Source organism: Massilia sp. X63, assembly GCF_041023745.1.
Lineage (GTDB): Bacteria > Pseudomonadota > Gammaproteobacteria > Burkholderiales > Burkholderiaceae_D > Telluria.
In genome coordinates this window covers 121,427-143,882 of sequence record NZ_JBFTEF010000010.1, presented here as the reverse complement: position 1 = coordinate 143,882, position 22,456 = coordinate 121,427, and the positions used below count along the sequence as shown (strand labels likewise).

At 68.8% G+C, this 22,456-nt stretch carries 10 protein-coding genes; 6 read left to right on the top strand and 4 right to left on the bottom strand.

All coding sequences use genetic code 11. The annotated features are described in order from the left end of the window. Positions 1–27: 27 nt before the first annotated feature. Complete coding sequence (locus tag AB3347_RS19105) at positions 28–888, bottom strand: CheR family methyltransferase (protein ID WP_369093292.1); 861 nt, start codon at positions 886–888, stop codon at positions 28–30. Positions 889–899: 11 nt separating this feature from the next. Next, entirely contained in the window at positions 900–5,801 is a 4,902-nt protein-coding gene (locus tag AB3347_RS19100) for a response regulator (RefSeq protein WP_369093291.1), read from the bottom strand. Between the two features lie 349 nt (positions 5,802–6,150). On the opposite strand from AB3347_RS19100, the gene AB3347_RS19095 reads away from it, so the two are divergent. Then, positions 6,151–6,885, top strand: a complete 735-nt coding sequence (locus AB3347_RS19095) for a LuxR family transcriptional regulator (protein WP_369093290.1) — start codon at positions 6,151–6,153, stop codon at positions 6,883–6,885. Here the strand turns inward: AB3347_RS19095 and AB3347_RS19090 are convergent. Next, the gene (locus tag AB3347_RS19090) at positions 6,860–7,132 is read right to left on the bottom strand and encodes a helix-turn-helix domain-containing protein (protein ID WP_369093289.1); all 273 of its coding nucleotides are present in this window, start codon (positions 7,130–7,132) and stop codon (positions 6,860–6,862) included. The two genes, AB3347_RS19095 and AB3347_RS19090, sit on opposite strands and share 26 nt — an antisense overlap. 164 nt (positions 7,133–7,296) lie before the next feature. Between AB3347_RS19090 and AB3347_RS19085 the strand changes: the two genes are divergently transcribed. Further along, a complete protein-coding gene (locus tag AB3347_RS19085; protein ID WP_369093288.1) occupies positions 7,297–7,884 on the top strand; it encodes an acyl-homoserine-lactone synthase in 588 nt (195 codons plus the stop codon). A gap of 21 nt (positions 7,885–7,905) precedes the next feature. Here AB3347_RS19085 and AB3347_RS19080 read toward each other — a convergent pair whose 3' ends face one another. Further along, the gene (locus AB3347_RS19080) at positions 7,906–9,978 is read right to left on the bottom strand and encodes a prolyl oligopeptidase family protein (RefSeq protein WP_369093287.1); all 2,073 of its coding nucleotides are present in this window, start codon (positions 9,976–9,978) and stop codon (positions 7,906–7,908) included. A gap of 103 nt (positions 9,979–10,081) precedes the next feature. Between AB3347_RS19080 and AB3347_RS19075 the strand changes: the two genes are divergently transcribed. The 4 genes from AB3347_RS19075 to recD all read left to right on the top strand — a co-directional run bounded on the left by AB3347_RS19075 (position 10,082) and on the right by recD (position 22,387). Further along, a complete protein-coding gene (locus AB3347_RS19075; protein ID WP_369093286.1) occupies positions 10,082–13,159 on the top strand; it encodes a CHASE domain-containing protein in 3,078 nt (1,025 codons plus the stop codon). 171 nt (positions 13,160–13,330) lie between these two features. Then, the gene (gene recC / locus AB3347_RS19070) at positions 13,331–16,750 is read left to right on the top strand and encodes an exodeoxyribonuclease V subunit gamma (RefSeq protein WP_369093285.1); all 3,420 of its coding nucleotides are present in this window, start codon (positions 13,331–13,333) and stop codon (positions 16,748–16,750) included. Further along, positions 16,747–20,433, top strand: coding sequence for an exodeoxyribonuclease V subunit beta (recB, locus tag AB3347_RS19065; protein WP_369093284.1), 3,687 nt, complete (start codon positions 16,747–16,749; stop codon positions 20,431–20,433). The genes recC and recB overlap by 4 nt, the downstream gene beginning before the upstream one ends. Then, positions 20,420–22,387: an exodeoxyribonuclease V subunit alpha gene (gene recD / locus AB3347_RS19060; protein ID WP_369093283.1), complete on the top strand. Its 1,968-nt coding sequence runs from the start codon at positions 20,420–20,422 to the stop codon at positions 22,385–22,387. Before recB ends, recD begins: the two co-directional genes overlap by 14 nt. The last annotated feature ends 69 nt before the right edge of the window (positions 22,388–22,456 follow it).

Here is a 22,456-nt window from a genome sequence, read left to right as displayed (position 1 = left end):
AAAAAAGCCGGCGCTTGCCGGCCTTGCTCAGCGCACCCGCTTGTACCACGCGCCGCCGTCGAACAGCGGCTGGTAATCGTCGGCCGCCGCATCGGTGGAACCCAGCTCGCGGTCCAGCCCCAGCACCCCGAACAGCGACAGGCTGTCGCGGAACAGGCGCAGCACGCGCTGGCGCAGCAGCGGTCCGAAGTCGGGCAGGGCGCGGCGGCAGACGATGCCGTGGAACTCGTTGAACGAGGCGTCCGTCACCAGGCTGTATTGCGCCCAGGTGATGCGTTCGCGCAGGCGCGGCAGCAGGCGCGCCTCGCCGCCCGACACTTCGAAGTAATCGCTGAGGCGGCCGCTGCCGCCGCTGGCCTCGTACTGGGCCTGCGACTGCGCCAGCTGGGCCACGGGCAGGCTGGCGCTGCGCGCCTCCAACAGCAGCTCGTCGCTGGCCAGGGTCGCGAACACCTCGGTGCGGCCGTACAGCTTTTCCTCGGCCAGCACGATCGCCAGCGTCCAGGCTTCGGCCACGCCGGCCGGCTCGGCCAGCCACACCTTGGGCAGGGCGGTCGGGCGCAGGCTGTCGCCCAGCGCGGTGCGCAGGCGGCGGGTGTCGGCGGGCAGGTCGAACAGCTCTGCCTTCGGCACCCCCAGCGACCGTACCACGTCCTGCGCCACCCCGGCTTCGTGCAGCACCCGCTCCTGCAGGCTGGAGATGGTGCCCAGCCCGCGCGCGCGCAGCAGGGCCAGCAGCCGCTCGCGCAGCGCGGGCCGCGCATAGCCGCGGAAATCGAAACCGAAGCGCTGGTAGACGGCTTCCAGCAGCAGCTCGATTTCGAGTTCCTCGGTGGCCTGCAGGTCGGCAAGTCCGGCAAAGCCCGACCAGACGCTCGATTCGCCCATCAGTGCTACCCTCAATGGAGCCAAACCCGCATCATCGACAGCAGCTGGGCCACGTCGACCGGCTTGGTGATGTAGTCGGAGGCGCCGGCGGCAATGCACTTGTCGCGGTCACCCTTCATCGCCTTCGCGGTCAGGGTGATGATCGGCAGCGAGCGGAACTTCGGGATGCGGCGGATCGCCCGCATCGTGTCGTAGCCGTCCATCTCCGGCATCATGATGTCCATCAGGACGATCTCGATGGTCGGGTCCTTCTCGAGCACCTCGATGCCGTCGCGGCCGTTCTCGGCGAACAGCACCTGCATCTGCTGGCGCTCCAGCAGCGTGGACAGGGCAAAGATGTTGCGCAGGTCGTCGTCGACGATCAGGACCTTGCGGCCGGCCAGGCCGCCGTCGAGGGCGTGGATCTCTTCCAGCATGCGGCGCTGCTGCTCCGGCAGGCTGGCCTGCGAACGGTGCAGGAACAGCGCGGTCTCGTCCAGCAGGCGTTCCGGCGAGCGCGCGTCCTTCATGACGATGGTCTTCGCATAGCGCTTGAGCTTGGTAACTTCCTTGCGCGACAGCTCCTTGGCGGTGTAGATCACCACCGGGAGGTCGCGCAGGCGCTCGTTGGCGCCGATACGATCCAGCAGGTCGAAGCCCGAGATGTCCGGCAGGGTCAGGTCCAGCACCATGCAGTCGAAGCGCGCGCTTTCCAGCGCCTCGAGGGCGGCGGCGCCGGTATCCACGGTGACCATGTGGATGTCGGCGTTGCCGATCAGCGAGACGATCGATTCGCGCTGTGCCATGTCGTCTTCGACCACCAGCAGCGAGCGTTTGCCGCCCATCAGGAACTTCTGGATGCGCTTGAACTCTTCCTGCAGCGCGTCGCGGCTGACCGGCTTGTTGATGTACGAGATCGCACCCTGGCGCAGCGCGCGCTCGCGCTCGCGCAGCGAGGACATCACGTGCACCGGGATGTGGCGGGTGTTCGGGTCGCGCTTGAGGCGATCCAGCACCGTGAAGCCGTCGATATCCGGCAGATCGATGTCGAGCAGGATCGCGGACGGCAGGTAGTCGCGCGCCAGCGACAGCGCCGAGTCGCCGCGCTGGGTGACGATGCCCTTGAAGTTCTTCTCGCGGGCGAAGTCGAGCAGCACCTTGGCGAAGCGCTCGTCGTCTTCCACGATCAGCACCGACGGGTCGCCCGGGGTCACCAGGCCGCGGTCGTCCAGCACCGAGGAGTATTCCACCAGCGAGCCGGTGTCCAGCGCATCGACGGTGGCCAGGTCGGTGGTGGCCTGGGCTGCGGCCTGGTAGCTCACCGGCTTCAGGGCCGGCGGCGGCGCCAGGCGGGCTGGCTGCGGTTGGCGCGCCTGCTCGTAGTTGACGAAGCCGGCGCGGTTGTACGGCAGGTACAGCGTGAAGGTCGACCCGACGTTGACGGTCGACTCCACGCGAATCTCGCCGCCCAGCAGGCGCGCCAGTTCGCGCGAAATCGACAGGCCCAGGCCGGTGCCGCCGTATTTGCGCGCGGTCGAGCCGTCGGCCTGCTGGAAGGCCTCGAAGATCAGCTGCAGCTTGTCGGACGGGATGCCGACGCCGGTGTCGCGCACCGAGAAGGCCAGCACCGCATCGGCGTGCACCAGGTTCGGGTGGTCGGCGGTCCAGCCGCTGTTGACCAGGCTGATGGTCAGGTCGACATGGCCGTGGCTGGTGAACTTGAACGCGTTCGACAGCAGGTTCTTCAGGACCTGCTGCAGGCGCGTGGTGTCGGTCATCACCGCGGTCGGCAGGTTGTCCGCCAGCTCGACCTGGAAGCCGAGGTGCTTGGCTTCGGCCATGTGGCGGAAGGTGCGGTCCACGTAGTTGCGCAGGTTCGAGAAGCGGTATTCGGACACGTCGAGCGTGACGGTACCGGATTCGATCTTCGACAGATCGAGAATGTCGTTGATCAGGGTCAGCAGGTCGGAACCGGAGCCGTGGATGGTCTTCGCGAATTCCACCTGCTTGCCCGACAGGTTGCCCTCGGGGTTATCCGAGAGCTGCTGCGCCAGGATCAGGAGCGAGTTCAGCGGCGTCCTCAGTTCGTGCGACATATTTGCCAGGAACTCGGACTTGTACTTGGACGACAGCGCCAGCTGGGTCGCCTTTTCTTCCAGCGCCAGCTTGGCCTGTTCCACCTCGCGGTTCTTGCGTTCCACCTCGATGTTCTGCTCGGACAGCAGGCGCGCCTTTTCCGCCAGTTCCTGGTTGGTCTGCTGCAGTTCCTGCGCCAGCGACTGCGACTGGGTCAGCAGCGATTCCGTACGGCTGTTCGCCTCGATGGTGTTCAGCACCACGCCGATCGATTCCATCAGCTGGTCGAGGAAGGACAGGTGGGTCTCGGTGAAGCGGTCGAGCGAAGCGATCTCGATGACCGCCTTGACCTGCTGTTCGAACAGGATCGGCAGCACCACGATGTTGTTCGGCGGCGCCGAGCCCAGGCCGGACGAGACCACGATGTAGTCGCGCGGCACGTCGGTCAGCCAGATGCGGGTCTTCTCCAGCGCGCACTGGCCCACCAGGCCTTCGCCCGGCAGGAAGGAGGTCGGCAGCTTGCGGCTGGAACGGTAGCCGTACGAGGCGATCATGCGCAGGCGCGCATCGGTCTCCTGCGAGTCCATCATGTAGAACACGCCGTGGTGGGCCGAGACCAGCGGCGCCAGCTCGGACAGGATCAGCTTGGTGACCGCCTGCAGGTCGCGCTGGCCCTGCAGCAGGCGGGTGAAGCGCGCCAGGTTGGTTTTCAGCCAGTCCTGCTGCGCGTTCTTCTGCGTGGTTTCCTTCAGGTTGCGAATCATCTCGTTGATGTTGTCCTTCAGGTAGGACACCTCGCCGCGCGCTTCCACCTGGATGGAACGCGACAAGTCGCCGCGGGTCACCGCCGTCGCCACCTCGCCGATCGCACGCATCTGGTTGGTCAGGTTCGCCGCCAGCTGGTTGACGTTCTCGGTCAAGTCCTTCCAGGTACCCGCCACGCCGGACACGTTCGCCTGGCCGCCGAGTTTACCTTCGGTGCCCACCTCACGGGCGACGCGGGTCACCTCGGATGCGAACGAGGACAGCTGGTCCACCATCACGTTGATGGTGTCTTTCAGTTCGAGAATCTCGCCCTTCACGTCCACGGTAATCTTCTTGGACAGGTCACCGCGCGCCACCGCGGTGGTCACCGCCGCGATGTTACGCACCTGGCCGGTCAGGTTAGAGGCCATGAAGTTCACGTTGTCGGTCAAGTCCTTCCAGGTGCCGCCCACGCCCGGCACGTAGGCCTGGCCGCCGAGTTTACCTTCGGTGCCCACCTCGCGCGCCACACGGGTCACCTCGGATGCGAACGAGGACAGCTGGTCCACCATGACGTTGATGGTGTTCTTCAGTTCGAGGATCTCGCCCTTCACGTCCACGGTAATCTTCTTGGACAGGTCGCCGTTCGCCACCGCGGTGGTCACTTCCGCGATGTTGCGCACCTGGCCGGTCAGGTTACCCGCCATGAAGTTCACGTTGTCGGTCAAGTCTTTCCACGTGCCCGCAACACCCGGCACGTTCGCCTGGCCGCCCAGGCGGCCCTCGGTACCCACCTCGCGCGCCACGCGGGTCACCTCGGATGCGAAGGAGTTCAGCTGGTCGACCATCACGTTGATGGTGTTCTTCAGTTCGAGAATCTCGCCCTTCACGTCCACGGTAATCTTCTTGGACAAGTCGCCGTTCGCCACCGCGGTGGTCACGTCCGCGATGTTACGCACCTGGCCGGTCAGGTTGCCCGCCATCGAGTTCACCGAGTCGGTCAAGTCCTTCCAGGTGCCGCCCACGCCCTTCACCTGCGCCTGGCCGCCCAGCTTGCCCTCGGTACCCACCTCGCGCGCCACGCGGGTCACCTCGGATGCGAACGAGGACAGCTGGTCCACCATCACGTTGATGGTGTTCTTCAGTTCGAGAATCTCGCCCTTCACGTCCACGGTAATCTTCTTGGACAGGTCGCCGTTCGCCACCGCGGTGGTCACCGCCGCGATGTTACGCACCTGGCCCGTCAGGTTCGAGGCCATGAAGTTCACGTTGTCGGTCAAGTCCTTCCAGGTGCCGCCCACGCCCGGCACGTAGGCCTGGCCGCCGAGTTTACCTTCGGTGCCCACCTCGCGCGCCACGCGCGTCACTTCCGATGCGAAGGAGCGCAGCTGGTCCACCATGACGTTGATGGTGTCCTTCAGCTGCAGGATCTCGCCGCGCACGTCCACGGTAATCTTCTTGGACAGGTCGCCGTTCGCCACCGCGGTGGTCACTTCCGCGATGTTGCGCACCTGGGAGGTCAGGTTGCCCGCCATCGAGTTGACCGAGTCGGTCAAGTCCTTCCAGGTACCCGCCACGCCCTTCACCTGCGCCTGGCCGCCCAGCTTGCCCTCGGTACCCACCTCGCGCGCCACGCGCGTCACCTCGGACGAGAACGAGGACAGCTGCTCCACCATGGTGTTCGCGGTCATCGCCGCGCGCAGGTACTGGCCCTTGAGCGGGTGACCGTCCACTTCCAGCGCCATGGTCTGCGACAGGTCGCCCTTGGCCACCGCGCCGATGACGCGCGCCATTTCGGTGGTCGGGCGCACCAGGTCGTCGATCAGGGTGTTGACCGAGCTGATGATGGTAGCCCAGCCACCCACCACGCCCGGCAGGTCGGCGCGCTGGGTCAGGTGGCCCTCGCGGCCCACCACGCGCGACACGTCGGTGACCGTCTCCACCATCTTCTGCTTGGTCTCGATGATGTCGTTGAGGGTGTCGGCGATCTTGCCGGACACCCCGGTCCAGTCCGAGGGCATGCGGACCGAGAAGTCGCCTTTTTTCAGCGCCATCAAGGTGGTCAGCAATAGTTTGACGTCCAACTGTTCGCCCATGTCGGTCATGTTGTTCATCGACTAGATCCTTGTTTCGGTAGTGATAGGGTGGGGCATCGCAGGCAGGGCGTGCGACTGTGAATTGTAAAAGGCTGAGTAGATACTCTTGTACAAACTCAAGTCAAGCATCGGTTTGGCGCTCAGGTGCTGGCTTAAAGAAATATTGCAGTTTAGAAAACTTCAGGAGAACATCCGGCGGAGGGTAGCCGAAACTAGCCGAATCTAGCGCACGCTTGAAGGTATTGTTGTATCGGTACTACAGTCCTGCACAAAATTGTTCCCGCATTAGTTGAGGGCGTGGCAATTGGTGAGTATCTGCGGAATAAACTCATTTAGCATGCAGGCGGTAAAGACCCGCTTTTGTCCCATGATCGACACTGCATTACTGCTTGCGCTACTCGAGGCCGAAGACGACCGCACCTGGACCGAGCGCTTGTTCGCCTTGGCACGCAGTCAGGGGTTCGACCAGATGTTATACGGCGTTGTGCCGTCGCGACATGTACGTTTCGAAAATGCCTTCACACGCAGCAATTATTCGTCCGAATGGCGCCATCGCTACGACGCCAACGGCTTCCACTATGTCGATCCGACGGTGGGCCATTGCGTCTCGAACACGCTGCCGCTGATCTGGACGCCGTCGACTTTCGGCGGAGGCGAGCCCGGCGCCCTGTACGAGGAGGCCAGCGCGCACGGCATCCGCAGCGGCGTGACGCTGCCGATCCATGGTCCGCAGGGCGAGCTGGGAATGATCAGCTTCGCGTCCGACAGTCGCCCCGACATGCCGTTCGAGCGCTTGCTGCTGCACGGGCTGCCTGCGCTGTCCCTGATCCGCGACTACGCCTTCGCCTCGTCGGCGCGTTTTCGCGAGGCGAAGGCGGAACCGGAGCTGCCGCGTCTGACCCGGCGCGAGCTCGAGGTCCTGCAATGGGTCATGGTCGGCAAGTCTTCATGGGAAGTCGCCCGGATCACCAACTGCTCCGAAGCGACCGTGAACTTTCACCTGGCGAACGTGCGCCAGAAGTTCGGCGTGAACACGCGCCAGCAGGCGGTCGTCAAGGCGATCGCCCTGGGCCTGATCACGCCTGAAGATCACCATCGCTGACCCGTCCGTTGACGTACAGGCGCAGCAGGATGGCGACCGGGGGCGGAACCGCCAGGCCGGTCTCGAAGCGGCTTCCGCTCGACTGGGTCACGCCGAAGCGGCTCCAGAATTTCTCCTGACTTTCGCGCTTGGCGATGCGCAGGCGCCGCAGTTCGTGCGGCGCGGCGCGCCCCAGCCCATTTCCCTGCGCGGCATGCTGGGCTTCCAGCTCCGCCGCCAATGCTTCGCACATCACTTCGTTCCCCATTTTTCTGCTCCTTGCGGTGGTTGGCTATGCAAACTGCAAGTATTCCACCAGCCGTCCACATAGCCACCTAGCAGAGCTGATAGTTCCAGTTTTGCCCGTCATGCATGAATCTTGTATGCGAAGTGCATAGCTTGATCCACCACAACCAGGGGCCAAAAATGAACATGCAGATCAAAATCGCAGCACGCCGTGAATTCAAATCGAAAGACCTGTGGGAAATGCATACCTTGCGCGCCAAGGTGTTCAGCGGGCGTCTGGGTTGGGAAGTGCCGGTCATGTCGGGCATGGAGATCGACGGCTACGACGCGCTCGATCCCGCCTATATGGTGATGCGCGCTCCGAACGGCCCGCTGCTCGGCTGCTGGCGCCTGCTGCCCACCGAAGAGCCCTACATGCTCAAGGATTCCTTCGCGCAGCTGCTGGAAGGCCGCGCCGCGCCCAGCGATCCGCGCATCTGGGAGCTGTCGCGCTTCGCCCTCGAGACCGACAAGGAGAACCGCTACGGCTTCTCGGACATGACCATGCAATGCTTCGAGGCCGTGGTCCGCTACGGCATGGAGAACGGCCTGACGCACTACGTGACCGTGACCACCACCGCGATGGAGCGCCTGACCCGGCGCGCCGGCGTGGTCACCAGCCGCCTCGGGGAGCCGCAGCGGATCGGGATCGAGAACGCGGTGGCCTTCTATGTGGACGTCCGGGCCACCTGGGAGGCCCTCTATGCAAGGCGCATGGCCTCCGAGGCGGCCTAGCAGCTACGCTCCCGGGCGGCGTCATGCGGCGCCGCGCAGCTGGCGCCGCAGGAAGGTCCAGGTCAGCGCCCACATGCGCGCGGTCTGCGCGTTGTCGGCGGCGCCGGCATGGCCACCTTCCGTGTTTTCCCAGTACAGCACGTCCTGGCCCAGTTCGAGCATGCGCGCGGCCATCTTGCGCGCATGGCCCGGATGGACCCGGTCGTCGCGGGTCGAGCTGGTGAACAGCACGCGCGGGTAGCGCTCGCCGGCGCGCAGCTGGTGGTAGGGCGAATAGCGCCCGATCCAGGCCCATTGGGCCGGGTCGTCCGGGTCGCCGTATTCGCCGATCCAGGAAGCGCCGGCCAGCAGCTGGTGATAGCGGCGCATGTCCAGCAGCGGCACCTGGCACACCGCGGCGTTGAACAGCTCCGGGCGCTGGGTGAGCACGGCGCCGACCAGCAGGCCGCCGTTGCTGCCGCCCATGATGCCGAGCCGGCGCGGGCTGCTGATCTTCCTGGCAACCAGGTCCTCGGCCACCGCGATGAAGTCATCGAAGGCGCGCTGGCGGTGTTCCTTCAGCGCCGCCTGGTGCCAGCGCGGGCCGAACTCGCCGCCGCCGCGGATGTTGGCGATCACGTAGACGCCGCCGCTCTCCAGCCAGGACGCGCCGCTGAGCGCCCCGTAGGAAGGCTTGAGCGAGACCTCGAAGCCGCCGTAGCCGTACAGGACGGTCGGATTGTCGCCGTCGAGGCGGATGTCGCGGCTCATCACGGCGAAATAGGGCACCCGGGCGCCGTCGCTGGACGTCGCTTCGAACTGGTGCACCTGCAGGTGCTGCGCGTCGAAGAAGGCGGGCATCGCCTTCAGCTGCTCCTTGACGTCGCTACCGACCTCCATCAGGTACAGGGTAGACGGCGCGGTAAACCCGGTCACGGTGACGAAGTAGCGGTTCGATGTCAAGGCATCGAAAGCCCAGGTATCGAGGGCGCCGAGGGCCGGCAGCGCGACCTCGCGCGCCTGCCAGCCTCCCGCCGCGCGGCGCAGCTCGACGATGCGGTTCTTCACCTTGTCGAGCACCGTGAGCAGCAGCGCGTCGCGCGTCACCGTCAGGCCGTCGAGCGAGGTGGTCGGCGACGGCGCGAACAGCACGTCGCAGCCTGTCTCGCCGCGCAGGAAACCGTCGAAATCCGCGGCCAGCAGCGCGCCTTGCGGATAGCGGCGCCCGCCGAACTCCCAATCGGAGCGCAGTTCGATCACCAGCTGATCGCGCAGTGCGAAGGCGTTGGCGTCCTCGGGCTTGGGCAGCTTGAGCAGGGCGCCCCCCTGCCGCACGAACAGCTCGCTGCTGTAGAAGCCGATCTGGCGCAACACGAATTCGCGTTCGAAACCGGGCGTGGGATCGCGCCAGGCCGAGGCCGACAGGTCTTCCGGCCTGGCCTCGTACACGGTTTCCGCCGCCGCCAGCGGCGTGCCGCGCCGCCACTGCTTGACGATGCGCGGATAGCCCGAGTCGGTGAGCGAGGCGGGACCGAAGTCGGTGCCGACGAACAGGGTGTCGCGGTCGACCCACGCGCAATCGCTCTTGGCTTCGGGCAGGCTGAAGGCCTGCTCGCCCTCGACGAAGCGGCCGGCAGCGGCATCGAACTCGCGCACCACATGGGCGTCGCCGCCGCCGCGCGACAGCGACACCAGGCAGCGCTCGCCCCCGGGTTCGAGCCAGGTGACGCCGCCCCAGACCCAGTTCTCGCCTTCGTTGCGCGCCAGCAGGTCGAGGTCGACCAGGGTTTCCCAGTCGGGCGCGTCCTGGCGGTAGGCCGCCAGCGTGGCGCGGCGCCAGATGCCGCGCGGGTGGGCGGCGTCGCGCCAGAAGTTGTACAGCAGGCCGGCATGGCAGGCGGCGTAGGGGATCTTTCCGGTGGAGTCGAGGATGGCGCGCAGGCGTTGGCGCAGGGCGGCGTACTCCGGTGGGGCCTCGAGTTCGCGTTCGGTGGCCGCGTTACGCTCGTCGACCCAGGCGCGCGCGCGGGCGCCGTCGACTTCTTCGAGCCAGAGGTAGGGGTCGTCGGGGACGGCAGAAATCGCCCGCGCGTCCTGCTGGTCTGGTGGCGTCATGGGATTGGTCTGTACTGATTCGGAAAAATATTGTTGAGCAGCTTGGCCTGCCGATTGCCTATACTAGCAATATCGAACAGGCAGAACCGCACGTCAGGAGCCCATGGAGTCTTCGTCCACCGGCAGTTCAGGAGTGAACGCCGCAGCCAACACCGCAGCCAATGCAGCGCAGCAGGGCGCCAGCGCCGCCCCCTGGGTGGCCGGGCTCGCGCTGTCGATCGCGGTCGGCGCCTTGTGCTACCGGGTCGCCGCCGGGACCGTCGAGGACGACTCGCGGCGCCGTTTCGAGACCGTGGCCCGGCTGGCCCAGGAGCGGATATCGAGCGCGATCTCCTCCTATGCGCGCGTGGTGCGCGGGATGTCGGCGCTGCATGCGGCAGGGGAAGGGCCGTTGACGCAGCTGCGCCTGCACCGCTACGTGGCGGCGCTCGACCTGCCGGCGCAGTTCCCGGCGATCGAGGCGGTTTCCTTCATCGCCCACGTGACCGATGAGCAGCGCGAGGCCTTCGTCGCCAGCGTGCGCAACGACCGCAGCGTGAACCCGGCCGGCTACCCGAACTTCGAGATCCGTCCCGCAGGGCGCCGTCCCTGGTACGCGGTAGTGACCTGGGTCGAACCGGCCAACCAACCCAACGACCGGCTCGGCTTCGACATCGCCGCCCAGCCCCATATCGCCGCGGTGGTGGCCCGGGCGCGCGACCAGGCAATCATGGGCGCTTCCGGCAGCCCGGTGCACCTGCAGCATCCGACCCCGCATACCGCGCTCGGGATGCGCGAGCCGCTCTACCTGGGCGGCCGCGTGCCGGCCACGCTGGATGAGCGGCGCGCACGCTACCTCGGCAGCATCGGCATCGCGTTCTCGGTCGACGAACTGGTGCGCCGCGCGCTCGGCCCGGACGGCCGCTCGCCGGTGGCGCTCAGTCTGTACAGCGAGGCCGGGCCGGCCCGTGGCGGCGCGGCCGCCGGCGCCGGCCTCGCACTCGACCCGCGCGACCGCCTGCTGGTCGGCCCCGAGGTGCGCGCCGACGACGGCAAGCTGCCGCCGTCCGCCAAGCGCTTCACGACCCTGCTCCCGATCGACTACGTCGGCACGCGCTGGAAGGCCCATTTCTCGGCCGATCGCGCCGCCATGGCGGCGGGCGCCGACCGCTACCTGCCACTGCTGGCCTTCGCTTCCGGCTTCGGCGTCAGCCTGCTGGGATTCGCGCTGTTCTTCAACCTGGTGCGTTCGCGCCGCGCCGCGCTCGACCAGCGCCTGCTGCTCGACTCGGTGCTGGACAACCTCGACGCCTACGTCTACCTGAAGGACAGCACGCGCCGCTTCCGCTATGTGAACGCAAAGAGCGCCGCCCTGATCGGGCTGCCCGCGGCCGCCATCGTCGGCCAGCGCGACCTCGACGTGGCGCCTGACTTCGCCGATGCCAGCTGGGAGCGCGACCGGCTGGCGCTGGAGCAGAACCAGCGTCATGCCTGCCAGGCCGAGCTGCCGCTGCCGGACGGCAGCGTGCGCCAGATGTGGAGCGTGCGCGTGCCCCTGCATCCGGAAGGCGAGATGCCGGCGGTGCTGTGCATCTCGACCGACGTCACCACCCTGCACGAGCTCAAGGCCCGCGCCGACGCCGCCAACCGGGCCAAGAGCGACTTCCTGTCGAACATGAGCCACGAGATCCGCACGCCGATGAACAGCATCATCGGCATGACCCACCTGGCGCTGCAGGCGCGCCCGGATGCGCAGTTGCGCAGCTACCTGGAGAAGATCTACCACTCGGGACATCACCTGCTGGGCATCATCAACGACATCCTCGACTTTTCCAAGATCGAGGCCGGCAAGCTGGAGCTCGACACCCGCGCCTTCATGCTGGAGGCCGTGATGCGCAACGTCGAGCAGCAACTGGGGCAGGCGGCCGCCGCCAAGGGCCTCGGCTTCGACGTCGACATCGCTCCCGAGCTGCTGCGCCCGCTGCGCGGCGATCCGCTACGCCTGGAGCAGGTACTGCTGAACTTCGCGGGCAACGCGGTCAAATTCTCGGATCGCGGCCGGATCCTGCTGCGCGCCCGGCTCGAGCACGCCTTCGGCCCGGAGCTGATGGTGCGCTTCGAGGTGCGCGACCGCGGCATCGGCATCGATTCCGACAAGCTGGCCGGCCTGTTCACCCCCTTCCACCAGGCCGACCCCTCGGCCACGCGGCGCCATGGCGGCACCGGCCTCGGCCTGGTGATCAGCAAGCAGCTGGTGGAGCTGATGCACGGGGAGGTCGGGGTCGACAGCATCGCCGGGCACGGCAGCACCTTCTGGTTCACTGCGCGCCTCGAGCTGAACCTGGCGCTGGAAGAGGGCGGCGCCGGCGCCGGCCTGGGCGCGGCGCCGCTGCCGGCCGAGGCCGGCGCGCGCCTGGACGGCTGCACGGTGCTGCTGGTCGAGGACAACCCGTTCAACCAGCAGGTCGGGCGCGAGCTGCTGCAGCATGCCGGGGCCGACGTGCGCGTGGCCGCCAACGGCGTGGAAGCGCTCGACGTGATGGCGCGCGAGCGCTTCGACTGCGTCCTGATGGACGTGCAGATGCCGGTCATGGACGGCCTGGAAGCCACCCGCCGGATCCGCCAGGATCCGGTCTTAGCCCGCACCCTGGTGATCGCGATGACGGCCAACGCCGGGGTGGAAGACCGCGCGCGTTGCCTGCAGGCCGGCATGGACGAATTCCTGAGCAAGCCGGTGGTGCCCGAACTGCTGGCGGCAACCATCGCGCGCTGCCTCGGCCGCAGTGCGGCGGCGGTCCCGGACGTGGTGGCGCCGCGCGCTCCCGGCGCCGGCCCGGCCACCGGGCTGGTCGCGGGCCTGGTCGACCTCTCCTTGTTGGAGAGCAACTTCGGCGGCGACCGCGAGCGCATGCGCAAATTCGCCTTCCTGTTCGTGTCGACCGCGCGCACCGCCCTGGGGGAGATCGATGCCGCGCTCGGCGCCGGCGACATGGCGGGCGTGAGCGCGGTGGCGCACCGCGTCAAGTCCTCGGCGCGCGCGGTCGGCGCGCTGGCCTTCGCCGACCTGTGCGAGGAGCTCGAGGGGCAGGGCGAGCGCCCGGCCCAGGCGCGCGCGCTGGCGGCGCGCCTGCGCGCCCAGCTGGGCCGCATCGAACGCGAGCTCGGCACCCGCCTGGGCACGCGCAACCAGGATGTCCAGTGAGTGCGCGATGTGTGGGCGATGAGCGTACGGTGCGTCTCGACCGGGCGGATCGCGCGGGTGTGATCGGTATCGTCTGCGCGGGATTGTCGAAGAGCTACTGAGCAGAGCCAAGCCTTCCGTGAAGCCGTCAAAACGGGTATCCTTTGCTCCTTGAGCAACGCGACCGTTCCGATGTCTTCCCCGATCACCCCAGGCTTGTTAATTTTGCACGGCAACCAGATGGAATTGCTGCGCAGCGCCATGTTCGACTGGCTGCGCATGCACCCGCTGGGCCCGCTCGAGCAGGAGACCATCCTGGTGCAGTCGAACGGGGTCGCCGAATGGCTCAAGATCGCCCTGGCCGAAGAGATGGGCGTGTGCGCCGCCACCCGCGTGGCGCTGCCGGCGCGCTTCCTGTGGGAAGCCTACCGCGGCATGCTGGGACGCGAGCGCGTGCCCACCCGCGCGCCCTTCGACAAGGACCCGCTCACCTGGCGCCTGATGCGCCTGCTGCCGGCCCTGCTGGACGACGCCAGCTATGCGCCGCTCAGGCAATTCCTGGGCGACGGCTGCCCCGAGCGCCGCCTGCAGCTGGCCGAGCGCCTGGCCGACCTGTACGACCAGTACCAGGTCTATCGCGCCGACTGGCTGGCCGATTGGGAAGCGGGGCGTGACCAGCTGCGGCGCGCGGTCGGCGACCCCGTGCCGCTGGGCCCCGACCTGAAATGGCAGGCCTGCCTGTGGCGCGAAATCCACGCCAGCCTGCCCCAGGAGCAGCGCGTCAGCGGCCGCGCCAGCATCCACGCGCAGTTTCTTGCCGCCGTCGCAGCGGAGCGCGAACCTGTGTCGCGCCTGCCGCGCCGGGTGATTTTGTTCGGCATGTCGACCCTGCCTTACCAGACCCTGCAGGCGATTGCAGCGCTGTCGCGCCATACCCAGGTGCTGTTCGCGGTGCCCAATCCCTGCCGCTTCTACTGGGGCGACATCATCGAGGGGCGCGAACTGCTGAGGGCTGCGCGGCGCCGCCAGCAACCGCGCGGGGGCCTGGAGCTGGCCGACGTGCCGGTCGAGGAACTGCACATGCACAGCCACCCGCTGCTGGCGAGCTGGGGCCGCCAGGGGCGCGACTTCGTGCGCATGCTCGACGAGTTCGACCAGGGCGAAGGCGCGCATTATGAAAACCTGCGGGTCGACCTGTTCGACGATGCCGAAGGCGAGACCCTGCTGGGCCAGGTGCAGGCCGCAGTGCGCGACCTGCTGCCGCCCGACGAGCATCCGCACACCCCGCCGCCGCGCGACGACCGTTCGATCGAGTTCCACATCACCCACAGCGTCCAGCGCGAGGTCGAGGTGCTGCACGACCAGCTGCTGTCCTGGTTCGCCCGGGACCCCAGCCTGCGCCCGCGCGACGTGGTGGTGATGGTGCCTGACATCGACGTGTTTTCGGCCGCCATCCATGCGGTGTTCGACCAGCATCGCAACAAGGACCCACGCCACATTCCCTTCGAGATCGGCGACGTGCGCGACCGCAGCGTGAATCCGCTGCTGGTGGCGCTCGAATGGTTGCTGCGCCTGCCGCAGCAGCGCTGCCGCCAGAGCGAAGTGCGCGACCTGCTCGACGTGCCCGCGGTGGCCGGGCGCTTTGGCCTGGAGGCCGACGACCTGCCCATCCTCGGCCGCTGGATCGAGGGCTCGGGCGTGCGCTGGGGCCTGGACCGCGAGCACCGCGCCGGACTGGGCCTGGCCTCGGTCGGCGAGCAGAATGCCTGGATCTTCGGCGTGCGCCGCATGCTGCTCGGCTATGCCAGCGGCGAAGGCAGGAGCTTTGCCGACATCGAGCCGTATGCCGAAGTGGGCGGCCTGGATGCCGCGCTGGCCGGCTCGCTGGCCCAGTTCATCGAGAGCCTGCTGCATTGGCGCGCCGAGCTGGCGCAGGCGCGCACCCCGGCCGGGTGGGGCGAGGCCGCGCGCGCCATGCTGGCAGCCTTCTTCCACCCCGGCGACGAGAAAGACCGCCTGACCCTGGCCCAGCTGCACGACGCGCTGCAGTGCTGGATCGAGACCTGCGACAGCGCCGAGTTCGACGAGCCGGTGCCGCTGGCGGTGATGCGCGAATCCTGGCTCGGCCAGCTCGACCAGCCGACCCTGAACCACCAGTTCGTGTCCGGCGGCGTGACCTTCTGCACCCTGATGCCGATGCGCGCGGTGCCGTTCCGCGTAGTGTGCCTGCTCGGCATGAACGACGGCGACTTCCCGCGCCGCGCCAGCCAGGCCGATTTCGACCTGCTGGCGCTGCCCGGCATGGCGCGCCCGGGCGACCGCTCGCGTCGCGACGACGACCGCTACCTGATGCTCGAGGCGCTGCTGTCGGCGCGCGACAAGCTGTACGTGAGCTGGGTCGGCCGCAACGTGCGCGACAACAGCGAGCAGCCGGCCTCGGTGCTGGTGGCGCAGCTGCGCGACTACCTGAAGAACGGCTGGGACCTCGACCTGTCCGAACGCACTACCGAACATGCGCTGCAGCCTTTCAGCCGCCGCTACTTCGAGCGCGGCGGCCTGCTGACCTATGCGGGCGAGTGGCGCTCGGCCCACAGCGAGGACGAAGCGGCGGCGCTCGATACGCTCCCGCCGTACGAGCTGGAACCCGGCTTCGTGCTCAAGCTGGGCGAACTGGCATCCTTCCTGCAGCAGCCGGTGCGCTATTTCTTCCGGCGCCGCCTGGGCGTGATCTTTACCAAGGCCGACGTGGTCGGCGAGGACGAGGAGCCGTTCGCGCTCGATTCGCTCGAACGCTACGCGGTCGAGGACCGCCTGCTCGACGACAGCGAGCCTGCCGACGAGAACACCGGCCTGGACGCCGCGCAGGTGCGCGCGGAACTGGAAGAGCGCACCGCACGCCTGGCGCGCGAAGGCGTGCTGCCGATCGGGCTGATGGGCCGCCAGTGGCAGCAGGAGCTGGTCGATAGCCTGGTGCCGGTGCGCTGCGCCTGGCTGACGCTGTGCGAGCGCTACCCGCAGCAGGCGCCCAAGCACGTGGTCAGCCTCGACCTGGCGGACGAGTACGGCCAGCACATCGTGCTGGGCGACTGGATCGACCGCCTGCACACCGACGGATCGGAAACCGCATGGCTGATGCGGGTGTCGTCGAAGGTGCTGGCCAAGGGCGGCGGCCTGCGCGGCGAGAAGCTGATCCTTCCATGGCTGCGCCAGCTTGCCGCGGCCGCTACCGGCGCGCCCGTGGCCGGGCACCTGGTGGCGCGTGACGCCGTGCTCGAGATGGCGCCGCTCGATCCCGCCGAGGCTGCGTCCACGCTGCACGACCTGGCCAGGCTGTGGCGCCGCAACCTCGATCGCCCGCTGGCGGTCGCCTGCAAGACCGCGCTTGCGCTGCTGCAGGGCGGCGATCCCTGCGAAGTCTACGAAGGCTCCTACGACAAGGGGGCGGCGCCCGGCGAAGTGGCCGAGCCCTGCCTGGCGCGCCAGTGGCCCGATTTCGCCACCCTGATCGCGGCCGGCGACTGGCCGCACGTCGCGCGCGACCTGTACGGGCCGCTGGCCGACTGGATCGCGTCCAGCGTCAGCGTCATGCCGCTGGACGGAGGCGGCGCATGAGCCAGCACCTCGACCCGCTCGGCTTCCCGCTGCATGGCTCGCGCCTGATCGAAGCCTCGGCCGGCACCGGCAAGACCTGGACCATCGCCGCACTCTACCTGCGCCTGGTGCTCGGCCACGGCGGCGCAGCCGCGTTTGCGCGCCCGCTGCTGCCGGCCGAGATCCTGGTGATGACCTTCACCCGCGCCGCCACCGGCGAGCTGGCCAACCGGGTGCGCGAGCGCCTGGTCGAGGCGGCTGCCTATTTCCGCGGACAGCTCGACCACGACCACCCTGCACGCCGCGATCCCTACCTGCGCGCACTCGCCGACGCCTACCCCGGCGAGGCCGAACGCAAGGTGGCCGCGCATCGCCTGGTGCTGGCGGCCGAGACCATGGACGAGGCGGCGATCTTCACGATCGACGCCTGGTGCCAGCGCATGTTGCGCGAGCATGCCTTCGATTCGGGCAGCCTGTTCGACGAGGAGCTGGTCAGCGACGAGCGCGCGCTGTTCGAGGACGCCGCACACGACTACTGGCGCCAGCACGTCTATCCGCTCGGCGCCGGTGAACTCGGCGCGGTGCTCGGGTGCTGGAAGGAAGTCGGCGCCCTCAAGGCCGGCGTGCGCGAGCTGGTCACGCGCACCCACCTGCTCGGCGACTGTCCGGCCGAGCCGCTCGGGAACCTGCTGCCGCGCGCCGAGCGCGCGTGGCGCGAGGGCCTGGCCGGCTTGAAGTCGGGCTGGAGCGAGCGGATCGACGAGATGGAACGGTGGATCGCCGGCCAGCGCGAGCGTCAGCCGCGCTGCTTCAACGGCAACAAGATGCGCGCGGACCTGCTGGCCAACTGGTTCGGACTGCTGCGCGCCTGGGCGGACGACCCCGAACTGGTCATGCCGGACCTGACCAAGCCGGCCTGGCACCGCCTGAGCCCCGACGGAATCGAAGAAGCCTTTGCCAACGGTTTCCGGGCCGAGGTGCCGGACTGTTTCGCCTGCGTCGGCCGCCTGCGCCAGGAGATCACGGCGCTGCCCACGGTGGCGCATGCCCTGCAGCGCCACGCCGCCGTCCATATCGCGCAGCGCGTGCGCGAGCTGAAGCAGCGCAACCGGCAGTTCGGGTTCGCCGATATGCTCGAGCGCCTGAAGGCCGCGCTCGAAGGGCCGAACGGCGAAGCGCTGCGCCAGCGCATCGTGCTGCAGTTCCCGGTGGCCATGATCGACGAATTCCAGGATACCTCGCCGGACCAGTACCGGATCTTCGACCTGCTGTACCGGGTGGAGCAGAACGACCCCGCGCAGGGCCTGTTCCTGATCGGCGACCCGAAGCAGTCGATCTACGGATTCCGCGGCGCCGACATCCACAGTTACCTGGCTGCGCGCCAGGCGACCGAAGGACGCCATTACCAGCTCGGCACCAACTACCGCTCGACGACGGCGGTGGTGGCGGCGGTCAACCGGGTGTTTGCCCATGCCGAGGGCACGGGAGAGCACCCCGGCTATCCGGGCGGCGCCTTCCGCTTCCGGCGCGGCGGCGTCAATCCGCTGCCGTTCGAGGCGGTCGCCGCCCAGGGCCGGGCCGAGCGCCTGGTGAGCAGCGGCGGCGACGCTCCGGCGCTGGCCCTGTGCTGCGCCGGCCCCATGAACAACAGCCAGGACTACCTGGAGTTTTTTGCGCAGCATTGCGCCGAGCATATCGTCGGCCTGCTGGGCGACGAACATGCGGGTTTCCGCGACGGCGAGCGCTTGCGCCGCCTGGTTCCGGCCGACATTGCGATCCTGGTGCGCAACCGGCACGAGGCGGCCGCGGTACGGCGCGCGCTGATGCAGCGGAAGGTGCGCAGCGTCTACCTGTCCGACCGCGATTCCGTCGTCACCAGCGAGGAAGCGGCGGACGTGCTGCGCTGGCTGTACGCGGTCGCCAGCCCGCTCGACGGCACCCTGGCGCGCGCCGCGTTCGCGACCCGCACCGCCGGCCTGGCCCTGAACGAACTGGCGCGGCTGTCCAGCGAGGAAGCCGCATGGGAGGCGCGGGTCGAGCAGTTGAAGGCCTTGCATGGCGCCTGGCAGCGCCAGGGCGTGCTGGCCATGCTGCGCCGCTTCGTGCACGAACTCGGGCTGCCGGCCCGCCTGCTGCGCGAACCGGGCGGCGAACGCCGGCTCACGAACCTGCTGCACCTGGCCGAGCTGCTGCAGGAGGCCAGCACCCAGCTCGAAGGCGAGCAGGCCTTGATCCGCTGGCTGGCCGAACAGATCAAGGGCATGGGCGAGGGCGGCGACGAGCGCGTGCTGCGGCTCGAGAGCGACGCCGAGCTGGTCAAGGTGGTGACGGTGTACAAGTCGAAAGGCCTGGAGTACCCGCTGGTGTACATCCCGTTCGCGGTCACGGTCCGGCCTACCACGCGCGAGCGGCGCGCCTTCTTCGAGTTCGTCGGCGAGGACGGCAGGCGCCGCCTCGACCTGTCGCGCGGCGACGAGTCGTTCGAGGCCGTCGAACGCGCGCGCCTGCAGGAAGACCTGCGCCTGCTGTACGTGGCCCTGACCCGGGCCCGCCACTACCTGTGGCTGGGGGTGGCGCCCTACAGCGGCCGCAAGAAAAGCGAAAACCTGTTGCATCTGTCGGCGCTGGGCTACCTGGCCGGCGGTGGCGAGCCGATCGAGCCGGACGCACTGCGCGCGCGCCTGGAGCAACTGTGCGGCGGCGTCGAAGGCATGGTGCTGCAAGACCTGGAGCTGGCTGCGGCGCGCACGCCGCTCCAGCGCGACGAGGAGCGCGCCGACCTGCTGGGCGCGCCGCGCTACGAGGCGCGCTTCGAGCGCGACTGGTCGGTCGGCTCGTTCACCTCGCTGGTGCGCCATGCGGTCGCCGCGCAGCCCGCGCCGCCGCCGGCGCCGATGCGGGCGCAGGAAGAAACCCTGCTCGAGGAAGACGCGCAGGTCGTGACGCCGCCGCGCATCGAGGACGCGCCCTGGCACCGCTTCCCGCGCGGCTCGGTACCCGGCAACTTCATGCACGAACAGCTCGAATGGATGGCGGGCGAAGGTTTTCAGCGCGCCGACGAGCCGGAGTTCATGCTGCGGCTCGGCCAGCGCATCGAGCGCGCCGGCTGGGGCCACCGCCAGGAAGACGCGCTGGCCTGGCTGCACGCGGCGGTGACCACCGCCTTGCCGCCGCTCGGGGCGTCCCTGAGCGAGCTGCGGGGCGACACGGCGCCGGTGCCGGAACTGGAATTCTGGTTCCCCAGCGAGCGCCTCGACGTCGCCGCGCTCGACCGCCTGTGCCGCACGCGCATCAACAAGGGCCTGGACCGGCCGACCCTGCCCGAGCGGGTGCTGCATGGCATGCTCAAGGGCTTCGCCGACCTGGTGTTCGAACACGAGGGCCGCTACTGGGTGCTCGACTACAAGACCAATGCGCTGGGACCGGGCGACGCCGCCTATACCCAGGCCGCGATGGAGCTGGGCATGGCGGACCACCGCTACGACATCCAGGGCAGCATCTACATGCTGGCGCTGCACCGCCTGCTGCGCAGCCGCCTGGGCGACGCCTACGAGCCGCGCCGCCAGCTGGGCGGCGCCGTGTTCCTGTTCCTGCGCGGGATCGCCAACGCCGACACGCGCGGCTGCTGCGTGCTGGCCCCGGACCTGGAACTGCTGGACGGACTGGAACGACTGCTGGATGGGGGCGAGCATGGCAAGGACTGAGGCGAACATCGAGCTGCTGTGGAGCGAGCTGGCGCGCCTGAGCGAGAGCGGCGAATTACGCCGGCTCTCGTGCGCCTTCGCCCGTTTCGTCGCGTCCCTCGCCGATGGAAGACCGGCGCCGCCGGCGCTGGTGCTGGCCGCCAGCGTGCTGTCCGAGCTGGAAGGGCAGGGCCACAGCTGCCTGCTGCTGGCCGACCTGGCCGCCGGACCGGCCGCGCTGCTCGGCTGGGAAGAGGAGCAGTGGAAGCTGCTGGCGCGCGCCGCCGGCCCGCTGCCCAAGTCCGCGCAGGGCTGGGCCAGGGAACTGGCCGGCTGCCAGCAGGTGTGGGACGTCAGCGCCTTCGATTACGACCAGCCGCTGGTGCTGGACGGCGACCGCCTCTACCTGCGCCGCTACTGGCGCGACGAGATGCAGGTGGCCCAGGCCGTGCGTGCGCGCGCGACGCGCAGGCGCGAGGTCGACACCGGGGTGGTGCGCGCCTGGCTCGACACGCTGTTCGCCGCCCGGCCTGGCGCCGACGGCCCGGACTGGCAGAAGCTGGCCTGCGCCATCGCCCTGCGCGGCGCGATGGCGATCATCACCGGCGGGCCCGGCACCGGCAAGACCTATACCGTGGCGCGCCTGCTGGCGCTGCTGTTCGCCACCGCACCCGAGGCGGGCAGCCAGCGCATCGCCCTGGCCGCGCCGACCGGCAAGGCCGCCGCGCGCCTGAAGCAGTCGATCGACAAGGCGCTGGGCGAACTGGCCGACAAGGTCGGGTCGCAGCTGCCGCTGCGCGACCTCACGCTGCGCATGGGAGCGGCGCGCACCCTGCACAGCCTGCTGGGGGCGCGTCCCGACACGCGCGCCTTTGCCCACCACCGCGGCAACCCGCTCGACGTCGACGTCCTGATCGTCGACGAAGCCTCGATGGTGCACCTGGAGATGATGGCCTCGCTGCTGGACGCGCTGCCACCGACCGCCACCCTGATCCTGCTGGGCGACAAGGACCAGCTGGCCTCGGTGGAGGCGGGCGCCGTGCTGGGCGACCTGTGCCACAACGCCGGCGCCGGCGGCTATACCGACGCCACCTGCGACTACGTGCGGGCCGCCAGCGGCGAGACCCTGCCGGCCGAATTCCTGGGCGATGCCGGCGCGCTGGCCCAGCAGACCGTGATGCTGCGCCACAGCCGTCGCTTCGGGGGACCAATCGGCCAGCTGGCGCTGGCGGTGAACGCGGGCGACGCGCTGCGCGCCGAAGCCGTGCTGCGGGCGGGCAGCGCGGATGGCGGCGGGGTGCGCTGGATCGAGAACGCCCAGCAGCAGCATGTGCTGCAGTTGGCGCAGTCCGGCTACGGTTCTTACCTGGACGTGTTGAATACCGGCGACAAGGCCGGATTGAACACGAACCATGAAGAATGGGTGCGCCAGGTCCTGCAGCGTTTCGAGTCCTTCCGCATCCTGTGCGCGGTGCGCGACGGCGAGTGGGGCGTGGCCGGCCTGAACGAGGCGGTAGCCGGGCGCCTGGCCAAGGCCGGGCTGCTGCACCCGAACGGCGAGTGGTACGTCGGCCGTCCGGTGATGGTCACCCGCAACGACTACGGCACCGGCGTCTACAACGGGGACATCGGCGTCACCCTGCCGGACCCGGCCCGGCCCGGCGCGTTGCGCGTCTATTTCCTGGAAGGCGATGCGGTGCGCAGCGTACTGGCGACCCGCCTGCGCAATGTCGAGACCGCGTTCGCGATGACCGTGCACAAGTCGCAGGGCTCCGAATTCCGGCATACCGTGCTGGCGCTGCCGCGCGAGCGCAGCGCCGTGCTCACCCGCGAGCTGGTCTACACGGGCATCACCCGCGCCAGCGAGCTGTTCACCCTGGTCTCGCCGCCGGGCACCGTGCTGCTCGAGGCCATCGCGGAGCGTACCCACCGCACCAGCGGCCTGCGCGGCATGATCGCGCCGAGCTCGCGCTAGCTCCTCCGCAGGACGTCCCCGTCCTGCACCTTCCTCTTCCGCAAGTATTGATCCTCACCAAGGACCGGG